Here is a 16,256-nt window from a genome sequence, read left to right on the forward strand (position 1 = left end):
AAAATAAACCTCCACCCCCTCGCCGACAGAGCTATTCCTTGCCCGCCAGTTACTTCGTCAACATTGGCTTCAGATAGCGGCCTGTGTGAGAAGCGGGGTTCTCGGCGACTTCCTCCGGCGTTCCCTCGGCAATGATCTGGCCGCCGCCAGAGCCGCCTTCGGGGCCCAGGTCGACAATCCAGTCGGCGGTCTTGATCACGTCCAGATTGTGTTCGATGACCACGATGGTGTTGCCATGGTCCCGCAGCCTCTCCAGAACGTTGAGCAGTTGCTGGATGTCGTAGAAGTGCAGGCCGGTGGTTGGCTCGTCAAGAATGTAGAGTGTCTTGCCTGTATCCCGCTTGGAGAGCTCTTTGGCCAGTTTAACCCGCTGGGCTTCGCCACCAGAGAGGGTGACCGCGCTCTGCCCCAGTCGGATGTATGAGAGGCCGACATCCATCAATGTCTGTAGTTTGCGGGCCAGGAAAGGCACGGCATCGAAGAACTCGCGCCCTTCCTCAACGGTCATTTCAAGTACTTCGTTGATATTCTTGCCCTTGTAGCGGACTTCCAGAGTTTCCCGGTTGTAGCGCTTGCCCTTGCAGACGTCGCAGGGCACGTAGACATCCGGCAAGAAATGCATCTCTACCTTGATCACGCCGTCGCCCTGGCATGCCTCGCATCGACCACCTTTGACGTTGAAAGAGAATCGGCCAGGTTTGTAACCCCGGGAACGTGCCTCCTGTGTTCCGGCAAAGAGTTCACGGATGGGAGTGAACAGGCCGGTGTAGGTGGCCGGGTTCGAGCGGGGCGTACGGCCGATGGGGCTCTGGTCAATGTCGATGACCTTGTCCAGGTGGTCCAGTCCTTTGAGCGACTGGTAGGGAGCATGGTTGAGGCTGGTGGCCTTGTTGAGTTTGGCGGCAGCCACCGGATAAAGGGTGCTGTTGATCAGCGTGGACTTGCCAGACCCGGATACACCGGTGACGCAGGTCATGATGCCCAGGGGCAAATCGAGCGTAACGTCTTTCAGGTTGTTGCCAGTAGCACCTGACAGTGTCAGAGTTTTTCCGCTGCCTTTGTTGCGCTGTTTGGGAATGGCGATTTCCCGGGTGCCGTTGAGGTATTGCCCGGTAAGTGAATCGGGGTTGTCGATGATCTGTTGCGGTGTGCCCTGGCCGATAACCTTGCCGCCATGAACGCCAGCACCCGGTCCGATATCAATGACATGATCTGCAGCGCGGATAGCATCCTCATCGTGTTCGACAACAATCACGGTATTGCCCAGATCCCGGAGATGGGTGAGGGTGGCCAAAAGCCGGTCATTGTCCCGTTGATGCAAGCCGATGGAGGGTTCGTCAAGAATGTACATGACGCCTACCAGCCCGGCGCCGATCTGGCTTGCCAGGCGAATACGCTGCGCCTCACCCCCGGAGAGTGTATCGGCACTTCGTTCAAGCGTGAGGTATTCCAGCCCGACGTTCACCAGGAACTGAAGGCGCTGCCGCACTTCCTTCAGAATTTTTTCGGCTATCTCACCTTTTCGACCCGGTAGCGCGAGGGTTTCGAAGTAATCATGTGCGTCACCCACCGGGAGATGGGTGACATCGGAAATATTGTGCTCTTCGATAAAGACGTGGCGGGCGCTGCGGCGCAGTCGTGAGCCGCCGCATTCTTTGCACGGCTGGGTGCTCAGATTGCGGGCGAGCTCCTCACGCATGCTCTGTGAATCGGTCTCGCGGTAGCGCCGTTCAAGGTTTGGCAGAATGCCCTCGAATGGATGTGCCTTCTCCATGATATGGCCACGTGAATTCACATAACGGAATGGGATATCCTCATCGCCCGAGCCGAACAGCAGCACGTTGCGAAAATCCTCGGGGAGATCCGCCCAGGGCGTTTCCAGATTGATGCCGTAGTGATCTGCCACGCTGCCCAGCATCTGGAAGTAATAGACGGCCCGGCGATCCCAGCCCTTGATGGCGCCGGATGCCAAAGTGGCTTCCGGGTGCTGGACAATTTTTTCGGGATCAAAGAACTGTTTAACACCCAGTCCGTCGCAGGTAGGGCAGGCACCCGCCGGGTTGTTAAAGGAAAACAGTTTCGGCTCGAGCTCGCTCAGGGCATAGCCGCACTGGGTGCAGGCATAACGGGCGGAGAAGGTCTGTTCTTCTCCCTCACCACTCATGGGCGCCACAAGGGCAATCCCGTCCGCCAGGTCCAGGGCGGTTTCGAAACTCTCGGCAAGCCGCTGCTCCAGGCCTGGCTTGACCTTGAACCGATCGACGACCACATCAATCTGATGTTTGCGTTTTTTGTCCAGGGCCGGCACATCGTCGATGTCATAAACCGTGCCGTCCACGCGCAGGCGGATAAAGCCCTGGCTGCGCATGGTTTCGATAACCTGCAGATGTTCGCCTTTCCGATCCCGGATTACCGGTGCCAGGATCATGAGTTTGCTGTCCTCTGGCATGGCCACCACCTGGTCTACCATCTGGCTGATGGTCTGCGCTTCCAGAGGTTGGCCATGGTCAGGGCACCGGGGCTCCCCGGCGCGGGCGAAGAGCAGGCGCAGGTAATCGTAGATTTCCGTGATGGTGCCAACGGTGGAGCGAGGGTTGTGGGAAGTGGACTTCTGCTCTATGGATATCGCTGGCGACAGGCCTTCGATATGGTCCACATCCGGCTTCTCCATCATCGAGAGAAACTGGCGGGCGTAGGTAGACAGCGACTCCACATAACGTCGCTGCCCTTCAGCATAGAGCGTATCGAACGCAAGGGACGATTTACCGGAACCGGAGAGGCCGGTAATCACGATCAGTTTGTCCCTTGGCATATCCAGGTCGATGTTCTTCAGGTTGTGGGTTCGTGCCCCTTTGATCTGGATATGGTCCATAACACCTCGCTCGGATAAAAACGAAAATTATACCGCGTTGGGCCCGCTGCGGCGAAAATGATACCGGGGCCAGCATCACGCGGGTTGTCCCCCGTCAGCGCCCCTTCTGTTACAATGCGCCGCCTGCGATGGGTATCTGCCCTCAATCTGACCGCTTTCAACCCCGGCTGAGGTACGTAATTGCCATGAATGCGCTGGAAAAACGCTCCGTATTCGCCCTGGCGTCTGTTTACGCCATGCGCATGCTCGGACTGTTCATGGTGCTGCCGGTATTCATGTTGCTGGGCGAAGATCTCAAGGATGCAACTCCCGCACTGCTGGGTTTCGCTATAGGCGCCTACGGACTCAGTCAGGCCCTGTTGCAGATTCCCTTCGGCATGCTGTCTGATCGGGTTGGCCGAAAGCGCATGATCTATATCGGGCTGGTACTTTTTGCCGCAGGCAGTTTGCTGGCCGGAGCCACGGACTCCATATACGTTGTAATTGCCGGTCGGATTCTTCAGGGCGCCGGTGCGATCGCCAGTGTGCTGATGGCGCTGCTCAGTGACCTGACTCGCGAGGAAGAGCGGACCAAGGCCATGGCAACGGTAGGGATCACCATCGGCCTGTCGTTTTCGGTATCGCTGGTTCTTGGGCCCCTTCTCGGAGCCTGGTGGGGGCTCTCCGGGATCTTCTACGCCACGGCAGCACTGGCCGTGGTGGCTCTGGTGATCGTCAACCGCGCGGTTCCGACGCCCCATCAGCACAAGACCAGCCCCGACACGCATCCTGCCCGGGAGATGCTGGGGCGCGTGCTTTCAGACGGGCGCCTGCTCAGGCTGGATTTCGGTATCTTCGCACTGCATCTGGTGCTGACCGCCCTGTTTCTGGTGTTTCCCTCCATGCTTCAGGAGCAGTTTGGCCTTGCCAGCAGTTCACACTGGTGGTTTTACCTGAGCGTGATGGTCACGTCTTTCTTCGCCATGGTGCCGTTCATCATCATTGGCGAGAAAAAGCGCAGGATGAAACCGGTGCTTTGCGGGGCGATTGCCTTGCTGACATTGGCCACTGCCGGGTTTACCGGTGTTTCCAGCAGCCTGGTTGCGGCCTGGGCTGTGCTGTTTTTCTTCTTCATGGCCTTCAACCTGCTCGAGGCCAGCCTGCCGTCATTGATCAGCAAGGAGGCGCCGGCTGCAAGCAAAGGCACGGCGATGGGGGTTTACTCCACCTCCCAGTTCATGGGTGCGTTTCTGGGGGGCGCATTCGGCGGCTACCTCCTGGAGGTAGCCGGGCTGCAGGGCGTGCTCTGGTTCATGGTGGTAGTGCTGGGCCTCTGGCTGCTGATAGCGCTCACCATGCCCGCGCCCGGTCACACCACAAGTTTCGTGGTACAGTTGCAGCAGGTAATGAACGACCAGTACGACGACATCGATGACAATCTCCGCCGCCTTCCGGGCGTTCAGGATGTGGTGATTGTGGAAGACGCTGCCACCGCCTATCTTAAGGTGGATCGTCAGCAATTTGATGAAGCGTTACTTGCGGACTTTTCCTTTGTCCGGCAGGCTAACCATTCTTGAAATCCGGAGGCTCGCACGGAACGCGGGCGTCCCTGAAAACAGAGTCAGGAGCAGAACATGGCACGAGGCGTAAACAAGGTAATCCTAATCGGTAATCTGGGGCAGGACCCGGATACCCGCTACACACCCAACGGCAATGCCGTAGTAAACCTGAACCTTGCAACAGACGAAAGCTACAAGGATCGTCAGACCGGTCAGCTGGTGCCGAAAACTGAATGGCACCGGGTTGTCATGTTCGGCAAGATCGCCGAAGTTGCGGGACAGTACCTGCGAAAGGGCTCAAAGGTTTATATTGAGGGCAAGCTTCAGACCCGCAAATGGCAGAACAAGGAAGGGCAGGATGTCTATACCACCGAGGTTGTGGTGGATATCAATGGCCAGATGCAGATGCTGGACAGCCGTGGCGGCGAAGGCGGAATGAGCCAGGGTGCGCCGGCAGGACGGCCTCAGCAGTCCGGCTACAACGCGCCGGCTGGACAGCAGAACAATCCGCCACCGCAATCCGGTGGCTACAGCAACCAGCCTTCGCAGGGCAGCATGCCCGAACCGGTTGACGACTTTGATGATGACATTCCCTTCTGACTCTCCCCACGAGACAAACGGTATTTGAGCATCCGAACTCTATAAAGCCTCCGCATCGCGGGGGCTTTATTGTTACTGACTTGCAAAAACGGTGTGAAATCAGCTAAAAAAACGTGGAGTTACGTTCGCTTTCTCATCTATTATGTAATCCATTGCGAAAAATGCCGGTTTTTTGGGCAATACAATAGTCACGCGAGGCTGGCGAGTGGCCTTCGGATCCTTTTTGCGGACCCCATGACAAAGACACCGATATTACGAAAATTGACCGGCCTATTCAGGCACTCCGGGGCACGCCTGCGGGTATGTCTTGAGATTCGTCCGGACGGCATTGCCTGGGCGGAATCAGCCGGGTCTGAAGCAGGGCGATCGGGCTTTAGCGATTGTCTGCCTGCCAGACGTCTGGAAACCCTCGCCGCATTGGTGGAAAGTGAAGGTTGGTCCGGCGCAGCGACGACGCTTGTGCTGCCTCTGGACCAGTATCAGGTGTTCCAGATGGATCGCCCGGAAGGCATCGATGAATCGGAACTGGGCGATGCTCTCAAGTGGAAGTTGAAAGATTTTCTGGACTTCAGTCCGTCCGAAGCCGTTTCCGATGTGTTTCCCTTTCCCCGGGACGCATCCCGTGGGCGAGGTGAGCTGGTTAACGTAGTCGCGGCCAGGAAAGTTCTGGTCTCGGAACTGGTTCGGCTGGTTCAGGAGGCGGGCCTGGAGCTTGAGCGCATTGATATCGCCGAGCTGGCATTGCGAAACCTGGTGTGCCGGCTGGATGAGAATCGACGCGGGGCAGCACTGGTTCATCTGAAAGACAATTACGGCCAGATGGTGATCTGCAGAGACAATACCCTGTATCTGTCGCGCAAACTGGATGTGACCTCCGAAGACCTGCGTGATGCGGCCCGTCAGGAATCGGCCGTTCAGTCGTTGGCTCTGGAAATGCAGCGTTCCCTCGACTACTACGAAAGCCAGCTGGGCCAGGTTCCGCCGGCGATGATCCGTCTTGTCGCCCGCGACAGTGTTCTGCCACTTGCCTCCATGTTGTCCTCCTATGTAGCCGCTGGTATCGAAACCCTCGACTGGAACGCCCTGGGCCTTCAGGCCGATCTGGACAGTCGTTGCCTGCCTGCCTGGAGCGCATGCTTGCCAATGCCGGAGGACGGTCGCCCATGATCCAGCAGGTCAATCTGTATACAGATGAGCTTCGCCCGTACAAGGAGAGGCTTCAGGCGGGGACGGCGGTTGGTGTTCTGCTCGTGGGGTTTCTTCTGGTGGCGTTCGTGGCCGGTTTCCTGACTTACGAGAACTCCGTGCTGGCGAACAAGGCCTCGCGTCTGGACCGGCAGAATCAGCAGCTTGAGCAAGCCGTGGCGGAGCTTTCAGCGGCGGTTCAAGCTCGCCAGCCGGATGCGGAAGTGGAAGAGGCTCTGGAGCGCGTTACCCAGACCCTTGCCCGTCGCCAGCGTTTGCTGGAACGGGTGGAGGGCCTGGTGCTCTCGGAAGGTCGCAATTTTTCACCGCAATTGTCAGCGCTGGCCCGGCAGATCCCGAAAGACGTCTGGCTAACCGACGTTATTCTCGAGTCGGGTCCGGACAAAGTCACCATTGAGGGGAGTAGCCGTGATGGTGCTCTGGTGCCCCGATACCTTGAAAATCTGGGCGACGAGGCGGCCTTTGCCGGAAAAACTTTTGGTGCGTTCCGATTGTCACGGTCGGATGAGGGCCGGTGGATCGATTTTCATGTGTCCAGTAAACTCGACGGGGAGGCCAACTGATGGCGGATGCGTCCAACACCTCCCTGGCAAGAGCGGCGCAGTGGTATAACCTGCGCCCGATTCGCGAGCGGGCACTGATTCTGCTCACGGCGCTGGTGCTTGTCCTGGTTGTCGTCTGGGAGCTTGCGGTTACGCCGTTGCAGCAACGGCATCAGAACCTGGAGAATCGCCTCCAGATGCTGTCCACCAGTCGGGATGACCTGCTTGCGCAGCAACAGACGCTTAATGCACAGCTCGAGACCGATCCCTCCCGGGAGTTGCGCAATCAGCTAAACGCCCGGCAACAGAGACTGGAACGGCTCGATCAGCAGATCGCGGATACCACGGGGCAACTGATCGCGCCCACAGCGATGGTTGCACTGCTCAGGAATATTCTGGCGGCCCAGGAATCGCTGGAGTTGCAGGCACTCGAGCTACAAACTCCAACCCCGGTTTTTGCACCGGAGCAGTCGTCTCAGGAGCCGCAGGCTGCGTCTGAGCCACTGCTGTATGCCCACGATGTCGAGCTCCGGATCAAAGGGAGCTACCTCGATGTATTGAATTACCTGCAGCGGCTGGAGGCGATGGATGAGCGCCTTGGCTGGATCAGGCTGGAATACAGCTCGGGAGACTGGCCCTCGGGTGAGGCCGTCATCAGGGTGCAAACACTAAGCCTGGATCAGGCTTGGCTGGGGGTATGAGATGAGCAGACGCTTGAATCAGACAGCAAGTCGGTGGTTGGGCTTGGCGCTCGGCTCTGTGTTTTTTTGTGCGGGCCCGGCCCATGCACTGCAGGATCCGACCCGGCCGCCGGGTCCTCAGGCCACAGTTGCCCAGCCGTCGCCCGAGCGGTCGCTGGCTCTGGATTCCATTCTTTTCAGCAAGGACAGGCGAGTCGCCGTAATCGAAGGTGAGGCCCTCAGGGAAGGCCAGGGTTTTGACAACGTGCGGGTTATCCGGATCTACGCCAATCGGGTTCTGGTAACGGATAACGGCCGTGAACGGGTGTTGTACCTGGAGAGACTTCCGCAGGTTCGGGGAACTCAATGACAGACAATCGGATACTCATGACAACCATTAAAATCACAGGTGCACTGGCGTTGAGCCTGGTGTTGACGGCGTGTAGTAACAACCCGTTGATGCGGTCGGCAACGGCTACCTCAACCGATGCTGCGGACGCTATTGACCAAAGCCTTGAGGAGGCCACGCAACCAGAACCGGCGGCGCCAGCATCCACCGAGGCTTCAGCACCTTTACCTGCGGACGTAAGCGCAGCATTGCTGCCGTCGCTGTCCGGCGGCGCGGACCTGGACGAACGTTTTGACGTCAATGCCCGGGGCGTACCTGCCGCAAGCTTTTTTGAATCGCTGGTCGATGGGACCCGCTACAACGTGGTAATCCATCCCGATGTCACTACCAGCATCGATCTCCGGTTGGGTGATGTCACCGTACCGGAAGTTATGGATATAGCCGGTGACCTGTATGGCCTGGATATCCGCCGCAATGGCCGGCTGTTCCGTGTTCAGGCGGATCAGGTCCAGACGCGGATGTTCCCCATTGATTACCTGCATTTCAAACGCAAGGGCGGCTCCAAGACCCGCGTAAGTTCCGGGCAGGTGACGGGCGCGCGCAGTGGCAGTTCCGGTAACTCCAATAGCAATGGCGACAGCACTGGTTCCGGCGAGACCCGCAACCTGGTGGGAACCACCATTTCCACGGAAACGGCGTCGGATTTCTGGAAAGACATTCAAAGCGCCCTGAGCATGATTGTCGGTGGCGGCGACGGCCAACAGGTGATCGTGAATCCGGGTGCCGGCCTGGTTATGGTCCGGGCCGGTTCCGAGGATTTGCGCATGGTTGAGGAGTACCTGCGCCGCACTGAGTTGATTATGCAGCGTCAGGTGATCCTGGAAGCCAAGATTCTGGAGATCGCGCTTAACCAGGGGTACCAGCAGGGCATCAACTGGTCGGATATCCAGAGCGCGTCCAGCATTACCGCCTCGGATGGTTTGCCGGAGGATTTCACCGCGCAGGCTTTGGCTGGCCAGGTCATTCAGACATCCGATATCGGAGGCCTGTTTTCTGCCAGCGTGCGCGCCGGTGATTTCACCGGGTTGATTGAACTGCTGGGAGAACAGGGCAATGTGCAGATTCTCTCCAGCCCCCGAATCTCAACGGTGAACAATCAGAAAGCCGTGATCAAGGTGGGTACCGACGAGTTCTTCGTGACGGACATTGATTTTGATGACAACAACTCCGCCGTTACAGCCACAGATTCAACATCAACCTCCGTGGAGTTGACCCCCTTCTTCTCGGGCATTTCGCTGGATGTCACTCCCCAGATTTCTGAAAGCGGCGTGATCACCCTGCATGTACACCCCTCCGTGAGTGAGGTGACCGATCAGGAAAAGGTGATCACCATTGGCGAGCGGGACGTCACGCTGCCCCTGGCCAGCAGCACCGTTCGTGAAACCGACAGCGTGATCCGCGCCGAGAGTGGCCAGATCGTTGTGATCGGTGGTCTGATCCAGAACTCCAGTGAGGACAACAATTCCGCGGTTCCCTTCTTCAGCGAGATCCCGCTGGTGGGTGAATTGTTCAAGCAGCGGAGATTTCAGTCGCGCAAGAGTGAGCTGGTCATCCTTCTGCGACCGGTTGTGGCCGGAACGCCGGAGATGAACGCGGACGTGTCCGCCAGCCGGGAGCGCATGAATGTGCTGCGCGAGTTGCTGCAGTCATCTGAATCCGTCACACCGGAACCGGAGAAAGCCGTTCGATAGCATGTACGAAGCCCATTTCGGACTGCAGGAAGCACCGTTCGCATTGACGCCCAATACCCGCTATTTTCTGCGGGCGCCCAGCCATGGCGATGCGCTGGAACTGTTGTTGGTGGCTCTGAAAGAGCGTGAGGGCTTCATCAAGATCTCCGGAGAAGTCGGCACTGGCAAGACCCTGCTGTGCCGGCTGCTGCTTAACGAACTCGAGCCTATTGCCCACACTGCGTATATCCCCAACCCGCAGCTTACCCCGGATACCCTTTACGAGGCGGTAGCCGAAGAACTGGGTGTGGATATGTCCGGATGCGCCAATGTCCACCAGGTGCTCAAGGCCATCAACGAAAAGTTGATCAGTCATGCCATGGAGCAGAAGCCGGTCGTGTTGGTGATTGACGAGGCCCAGGCCATGCCGGAGGAAACCATCGAGGCGTTGCGTCTGTTAACGAACCTGGAAACCGAGAGTGTCCGGCTGCTTCAGGTGGTTCTGTTTGGCCAGCCGGAACTTGATGTACTGCTGAAAAAGCAGAGCCTGCGCCAACTGAATCAACGCATCACCTTTCACTACCGCCTGACGCCACTGGACCGGAACTCGGTTGCCCAGTATCTGCGTCATCGCCTGTCGCAGGCCGGCTATAACGGCGCCGATCTCTTTGCGCCGGGTGCGCTTCGGCTGATAACCCGGGCCTCCGGTGGTATCCCAAGGCTGGTTAATATTCTTGCTCACAAGTCCATGTTGGCGGCATGGGGCCGGGGCGACCGCCTCATCGAGCGGGGCCATGCCATACAGGCCATTCGCGACACCGAAAGCGTTCGGGTGCCGGGCCTGATCGGGAGGTGGTTATGAGCCTCCTGAACGATGCCCTGCGTGCTGCAGAACAACGTCAGCACCGACCGGAGGTGGCCGCGGCCTATGCCGGGCAGTCGCAATCCCGGGGCCGCCCACGTTCCGGATTCTGGGCCGTCGTATTGCTCTTCGCCGCGGGCTTGGTTGGCGCGTCTGTCTTCTGGTTCATGACTCGGACCGGCAGTGAAGAGAGGCCTGTTGAGGTGATCGCCTCGCCAGCGCCGAAAACCATCATGGCGCCGCCAATTGATCAGGATGCCGTAACCGAAAAGAGTTCAACTGATTCTCAGTCTGTCGATGGTGGGCAAGAAACCATCGAGCCAGCTGTGTCCGGGAACGAGAATGAGCCGGTCAGCCAGCTGCCACCAGCTCCTGAGCCCTCTGCCGTGGTACAGCCTGAACCCAAAGCCATGGAAGCAGCCGAGACGGTCGTGTCAGAGCCAGCGCCCGAACCGGTTAGACGCCAGACTTCCAATCCTGAAGACGCTGTCAGTGAGCCCGTGGTGGCAGAGAGCAAGTCTGCCCAGGAGACAGAGGCACCAACGCCGTCGGTGAAGCAGGTCCGTGAGACGCCCGAAGCTATCGATCGCCGGGTTAGCCGCGAACTGGCGTCTTTACTCAGAAGTGGGGATACCCTGGAAGCCGAGCAAAAATTGCAGGAACTGGCCGCGACTCAGGCGGCGATTGCCAGCCGGGAAGTATTCGCGCGTCAGATGTTGGTTCAGGAAATGCCGGACAGGGCACTGGCATGGCTTCCGGAATCGGTGACCAACGGTGATGCCGGTCTGCGGCTTCTCAGGGCCCGGGCGCTTCACGCCAAGGGCAGGTTGCCTGACGCAATCACTGCCCTTGAGCTCAGTGTGCCCGCTGTGCGCCAGAACGTGGAATATCGGGTAACCCTGGCAACCTTGCTGCAGCAGGCAGGCCGCAATACCGAGGCAGCCCGACACTGGTCGGCCCTGATTGCCGAGGATGACAGCCGCGCGGCCTGGTGGGTGGGCCTTGCGATTGCCCTGGAGACGGGCGGCGAGATCAATAGTGCGGTTCGGGCGTACAGCGAGGCCGTCCAGTTACCCGGGCTTTCGCCTTCCCTGGCGGATTATGTTCGTGAACGACTGAAATCTTTGCAGGCGGGATGATGACGACAGAGCCAAAAAAGAAAGTCCGGTTAGGCGACCTGCTGGTTCAGAATGACGTTATCACTGAGCAGCAGCTGACGACGGCCCTGCGCGAGCAGAAGAGTACCGGTCGCAAGCTTGGCAAGACGCTGACGGATCTTGGCTATGTGGACGAAGACAGCCTGCTCAATATCCTGTCCCGTCAGCTCGATGTACCTTTTGTTCAGCTGCGCCACTACCAGTTCAACAATGAGCTGGTAAAGAAACTTCCGGAAGCCATGGCTCGTAGGTTCCGCAGTATCGTGCTGGCGGAGCATGGTGGCGAACTGCTCGTGGGCATGGCGGATCCTCTGGACATCTTTGCCTACGATGAGCTGGTCCGCATTCTGAAGCAGCCCATCAAACAGGCCGTAGTGCGGGAAAGCGAGCTGCTGAACACTCTGGACCTGGTGTACCGGCGTACCGATGAGATTGCGTCGCTGGCGGAAGAGCTGGAAGACGAACTGGGCGACGATGCCTTCGACCTGGCGGATCTTTCCGCCGAGTCCGAAAGCGCTGAAGCGCCGGTGGTCAAACTGCTGCAAACGCTGTTCGAGGATGCTGTTCAAGCGCGCAGTTCGGACATCCACATCGAGCCGGACGAGACGGTGGTCCGCATCCGGCAGCGGGTGGACGGTGTGCTGCAGGAACAGGTGATGAAGGAAAAGCGGGTCAATGCCGCGCTGGTATTGCGCCTGAAGCTGATGGCAGGCCTGAACATCTCCGAGAAGCGGATGCCCCAGGACGGGCGCTTCAACGTTCGGGTGAAGGGCCGCAGTATCGACGTGCGGGTCTCCACCATGCCCGTTCAGTACGGCGAATCCGTGGTGATGCGTTTGCTGGACCAGAGTCAGGGCATGTTGAACCTCGACGGAACGGGGATGCCAGCTCAGTTGCTGGAACGGTTCCGCCGAATGATCAAAAAACCCCATGGCATGATCCTGGTGACCGGTCCCACCGGTAGCGGTAAAACGACGACGCTCTATGGTGCTTTGACCGAGCTCAACCGCCCGGAAGTGAAAATCATCACTGCCGAGGATCCGGTGGAATACCGTCTGCCCCGGATTACCCAGGTACAGGTGAACCCGAAGATCGGTCTGGAGTTCGCCAATGTACTTCGGGCCGCCCTGCGACAGGACCCGGACGTGATCCTGGTGGGCGAGATGCGGGATCGCGAGACCGTGGAGATCGGCCTGCGAGCGGCCATGACCGGCCACCTGGTGCTCTCCACCCTGCACACCAACGACTCCATCAGCAGCGCCATGCGGCTGATCGATATGGGCGCGGAACCCTTTCTGGTGGCCAGCTCCCTGCTTGGTGTTGTCGCCCAGCGCTTGGTGCGGCGGGTCTGTGACAACTGTGCCGAGGCCTACACGCCCACGGAACAGGAGCTGGTCTGGCTGCGCAGTTTTGATCTGGATCCCCTGGATATGGAAGCCGGATTCGTTCATGGCCGTGGTTGCTACCAGTGCAGCAACACCGGCTATAAGGGTCGGATCGGCGTTTACGAGATGCTGGAAATGAACGAAGCCATGCTGGATGCCCTGCGCCGCCAGAATGTCTCGGAGTTCACCAAAGCGGCCCGCTTGAGCCCCCTGTACCGGCCGCTGGGGCAGTGCGCCATGGACTTTGCACTGCAGGGCACGACGACACTGGAAGAGGTGGCGCGGGTGGCCGCCACATCCGAGGGCGAGTTCTCGCCCGAGGATGACATTCCCCTGCCGGATGAACCGATCGGGGGAGGCGCCTGATGCAGTTCAGCTACCGGGGCAAGGATGATCGTGGCGGTGTCCAGCAGGGTTTGCTGGGCGCTCCGAATGCCGATGCTGCTGCCACCGAACTGATGCGACGGGGTATAACTCCGCTCGCCATCCGGGAGGTGCAGGAAACGGAATCGGTCATTGATCGATTGAATCGTCTGCCGATCTTCCGGAAGAAGGTCACCCTCGATGAGCTGATTGTGTTCTGCCGCCAGATGCATGCGCTGACCAAGGCTGGCATCCCCCTGATCCGAACCATGCGTGGCCTGGCAGAGACCACGCGCTCGCCGGTGTTGGCGGAAGTGCTTGAGGATGTGACCACCCGTCTTGAAGGCGGCACCACCATGGCGACGGCCATGCAGGCGCATCCCAAAGTCTTCTCGGAGCTGTTCATTGCCATGATCCACGTAGGCGAGAACACCGGGATGCTGGACGACGCTTTCCGGCGCCTGTCAGAAATTCTCGAGCTGGAGCGGGATACAAAGCGGCGCCTGAAGCAGGCCATGCGTTATCCGATGTTTGTCATCATTGCCCTGTTATCGGCTCTGATGATCGTGAACTTTCTGGTTATCCCCAAATTCGCATCGGTGTTCAACAAGCTGGGGGCAGACTTGCCGTTTCTGACCCAGGTATTGGTTGGCACCTCCAATTTCCTCCTGGCCTACTGGTACGTGATGCTGTTCGTCGTTGCCGCTGGCGGGCTCTTGGTGCGGCAGTGGAAACAGACCGAACAGGGCCGGCTGACCTGGGATCGTTACAAACTCCGGTTGCCGATTATCGGACCGCTGCTGGAATTGATCACGCTCAGTCGGTTCGCGAGGAACTTTGCTACCATGCTGTCCGCCGGCATGCCCGTAACAACCGCGTTAACCGTGGTGGCTGACACAACCGATAACGCCTGGATCTCGACTCATATTAAGGACATGCGCGCCGGCATCGAGCGGGGCGAGAGCCTGCTCAGAACAGCCAGGCACAGCGAAATGTTCACCCCGCTGATTCTGCAGATGATTGCCGTGGGGGAGGAAACCGGTTCCGTGGACGACATGCTCAACAACGTGGCGGATTTTTACGATGAGGATGTGGACTACGGCCTGAAACGGCTGGCGGAGTCGATTGAACCGATATTGATTGTGGCCATGGGCATTTTGGTTTTGATTCTGGCACTGGGTGTGTTTCTCCCGATCTGGGACCTGGGGGCCGCCGCCATGGGGCGGGGCTGAGTGCTAACGGCAAGGACGTCGGGCGCCAGCGGGCTTGCGCTTTCCCGCAAGTTTCGTTTTGCGGTGGTGCTGATGATTCTCGGTGTGCTTTGGTGGTTCTTGCTTGGCGTGCTGGAACGGGAAACCCGAAATGCCGAAGAGCGGGCCGCCAACATGGTGATCAGCCAGCTTAGATCGGCCCTGGTGATCAAGGGCGCAGAAGTGATGCTGAGCCGTAACGGCCGCCTTGCTGAGCACCGGGGCATCAACCCCTTTGAGCTGGTGGAGCACCAGTGGGGTAATTACGCTGGGCGATGCCAGGGCGAAAAACTGGCGCCGGCAACCTGGTGTTTCCGGGTAAGCGAACAAAAAGAAACAGAATACGGGCCCAAAGGCTGGTTAATTTATAAACCAGGGCAGCCAATAACCATAGATGGTCGGCAAGCCAATGAAGAACAGCCTCTGGCCTGGGCAGTGACAACGGAATTTGCAGACCGCAACGGGAATGGTGCGCGGGAGCAGGAAGAACGGCTGACGGGGTTAAAACTGGCCCCGGTGTCGTTGACAGAAGAAGCAGCGCAAACACAGGATGCGCAACGCTGAGCAGACGGACAGACACAATCTGAAAGAGGCCGACGAATGATGGAGTACGACAGCAGGCAAAAACAGAAAGGTTTTACTCTTATTGAGCTGGTGGTGGTGATTGCCATCCTGGGGATATTGGCAGCGTTTGCGTTGCCGCGGTTTGCGCAGCTTTCGGAGCAGGCGCATCGTTCAAGCATAAAAGGAACAGCCGGTGCGCTTGCGGCTGGAGTGGCACTCGCGAAAACGCAGTGGGTGTCCAACGGAAACGCGTCTGATCAGGATGATGTTGAAGATTTTGGTAATGGATTGGTTGACGTGAGCTCCGAGGGCTGGCCTACCGCTACAGGTGGTAGTAACGATCCGAATATGGTTCCAGCCCGCTGTATCCAGGTCTGGGAGGGCGTGATGCAGGCGAATGCGCCGAGTGTTAGTGAGAATGGTACTACGGACTACACGACTTCGGTGCAAGGCGACGCCGATGGTGTTGGTGGCGGCGACGATTGTGTATTTACCTATGAACTGGATGGTTTGGGTAGCTCAATTGAGTACGACGCTGATACAGGTGAAGTGACAACAACCATCAACTGATAAACCTTAATACCAACAGACAATCGAAAATGGAGTATTAACATGAAAGCGATGACAGCCATTGCGGCAAGAAAAGAAAAAGGCTTCACCCTGATCGAACTGGTTATGGTGATTGTAATTCTGGGCATCCTGGCGGCGTTTGCTTTGCCGCGGTTTGCGGATCTTGGGGGAGAAGCTGAAACCGCTTCCATTGAAGGCGCCCGTGGTAGCGTAAAGTCTGCTTTGGGAATTGTCCGATCCACTGCTTTAGCTACAGGGAATGGTGATACAACTCAGGCGGATGCCATTTCACTGGAAGGAACAGATATTGCGCTGCTGAATGGTTACTTGGCGGTTGAATCGCTGAGCGATGCTGCTCAGTTGGAAGACTTCACTGTTGATGACACTGCCACCCCTAATGGATACGTGACTATCTCTTCGCCGGTCGAGGACAGCCCATGCTTTAATTTTACCGGGTCAACAGGAGTAAACGTACCGGCGACAGTTGGAGCGGTAAGCACAATGAACGCGGCCGTGGACTCTTGCGACTAGAAAAAAGTCGCTATGGTCGGTGTTGATATATAAACACTGCGTTTGAGTACAAAACTG

At 58.3% G+C, this 16,256-nt stretch carries 15 protein-coding genes; 14 read left to right on the forward strand and 1 reads right to left on the reverse strand.

Annotation, left to right across the window (positions count from 1 at the left end):
- Positions 1-49 precede the first annotated feature (49 nt).
- Positions 50-2,872 (reverse strand): excinuclease ABC subunit UvrA, encoded by a 2,823-nt coding sequence (uvrA, locus tag AC5JQH_RS13550; RefSeq protein ID WP_493791497.1) that lies wholly within the window; start codon positions 2,870-2,872, stop codon positions 50-52.
- Positions 2,873-3,057: 185 nt separating this feature from the next.
- Here uvrA and AC5JQH_RS13555 point away from each other — a divergent pair, with 185 nt between their 5' ends.
- The 14 genes from AC5JQH_RS13555 to AC5JQH_RS13620 all read left to right on the forward strand — a co-directional run bounded on the left by AC5JQH_RS13555 (position 3,058) and on the right by AC5JQH_RS13620 (position 16,199).
- On the forward strand, positions 3,058-4,428 hold the full coding sequence (locus tag AC5JQH_RS13555) for an MFS transporter (protein ID WP_273157603.1): 1,371 nt from the start codon (positions 3,058-3,060) through the stop codon (positions 4,426-4,428).
- Between the two features lie 57 nt (positions 4,429-4,485).
- Positions 4,486-5,010, forward strand: coding sequence for a single-stranded DNA-binding protein (ssb, locus tag AC5JQH_RS13560; RefSeq protein ID WP_008174919.1), 525 nt, complete (start codon positions 4,486-4,488; stop codon positions 5,008-5,010).
- A gap of 234 nt (positions 5,011-5,244) precedes the next feature.
- On the forward strand, positions 5,245-6,177 hold the full coding sequence (locus tag AC5JQH_RS13565; RefSeq protein ID WP_227549388.1) for a type IV pilus biogenesis protein PilM: 933 nt from the start codon (positions 5,245-5,247) through the stop codon (positions 6,175-6,177).
- Positions 6,174-6,779, forward strand: coding sequence for a PilN domain-containing protein (locus AC5JQH_RS13570; protein ID WP_273157606.1), 606 nt, complete (start codon positions 6,174-6,176; stop codon positions 6,777-6,779). The genes AC5JQH_RS13565 and AC5JQH_RS13570 overlap by 4 nt, the downstream gene beginning before the upstream one ends.
- On the forward strand, positions 6,779-7,459 hold the full coding sequence (locus tag AC5JQH_RS13575) for a type II secretion system protein GspM (protein WP_136630016.1): 681 nt from the start codon (positions 6,779-6,781) through the stop codon (positions 7,457-7,459). Before AC5JQH_RS13570 ends, AC5JQH_RS13575 begins: the two co-directional genes overlap by 1 nt.
- Before the next feature lies 1 nt (position 7,460).
- The gene (locus tag AC5JQH_RS13580; protein WP_136630015.1) at positions 7,461-7,808 is read left to right on the forward strand and encodes a hypothetical protein; all 348 of its coding nucleotides are present in this window, start codon (positions 7,461-7,463) and stop codon (positions 7,806-7,808) included.
- Positions 7,809-7,825: 17 nt separating this feature from the next.
- A complete protein-coding gene (mshL, locus tag AC5JQH_RS13585) occupies positions 7,826-9,538 on the forward strand; it encodes a pilus (MSHA type) biogenesis protein MshL (RefSeq protein ID WP_136630014.1) in 1,713 nt (570 codons plus the stop codon).
- Between the two features lies 1 nt (position 9,539).
- A complete protein-coding gene (locus tag AC5JQH_RS13590; RefSeq protein WP_493805682.1) occupies positions 9,540-10,379 on the forward strand; it encodes an ExeA family protein in 840 nt (279 codons plus the stop codon).
- Entirely contained in the window at positions 10,376-11,518 is a 1,143-nt protein-coding gene (locus tag AC5JQH_RS13595; protein WP_288367181.1) for a tetratricopeptide repeat protein, read from the forward strand. The genes AC5JQH_RS13590 and AC5JQH_RS13595 overlap by 4 nt, the downstream gene beginning before the upstream one ends.
- Positions 11,518-13,287 carry a GspE/PulE family protein gene (locus tag AC5JQH_RS13600; RefSeq protein WP_273157612.1) on the forward strand — a complete coding sequence of 590 codons (1,770 nt, stop codon included), beginning with the start codon at positions 11,518-11,520 and terminating at the stop codon, positions 13,285-13,287. The genes AC5JQH_RS13595 and AC5JQH_RS13600 overlap by 1 nt, the downstream gene beginning before the upstream one ends.
- Entirely contained in the window at positions 13,287-14,516 is a 1,230-nt protein-coding gene (locus AC5JQH_RS13605; RefSeq protein WP_273157613.1) for a type II secretion system F family protein, read from the forward strand. Before AC5JQH_RS13600 ends, AC5JQH_RS13605 begins: the two co-directional genes overlap by 1 nt.
- On the forward strand, positions 14,517-15,098 hold the full coding sequence (locus AC5JQH_RS13610) for a hypothetical protein (protein WP_493805683.1): 582 nt from the start codon (positions 14,517-14,519) through the stop codon (positions 15,096-15,098).
- A 36-nt stretch (positions 15,099-15,134) separates the two neighbouring features.
- Positions 15,135-15,668, forward strand: coding sequence for a type II secretion system protein (locus tag AC5JQH_RS13615; protein WP_286811379.1), 534 nt, complete (start codon positions 15,135-15,137; stop codon positions 15,666-15,668).
- 42 nt (positions 15,669-15,710) lie between these two features.
- Entirely contained in the window at positions 15,711-16,199 is a 489-nt protein-coding gene (locus tag AC5JQH_RS13620) for a pilus assembly FimT family protein (protein WP_286811378.1), read from the forward strand.
- Positions 16,200-16,256 lie beyond the last annotated feature (57 nt).

Source organism: Marinobacter sp. H13 (assembly GCF_059072335.1).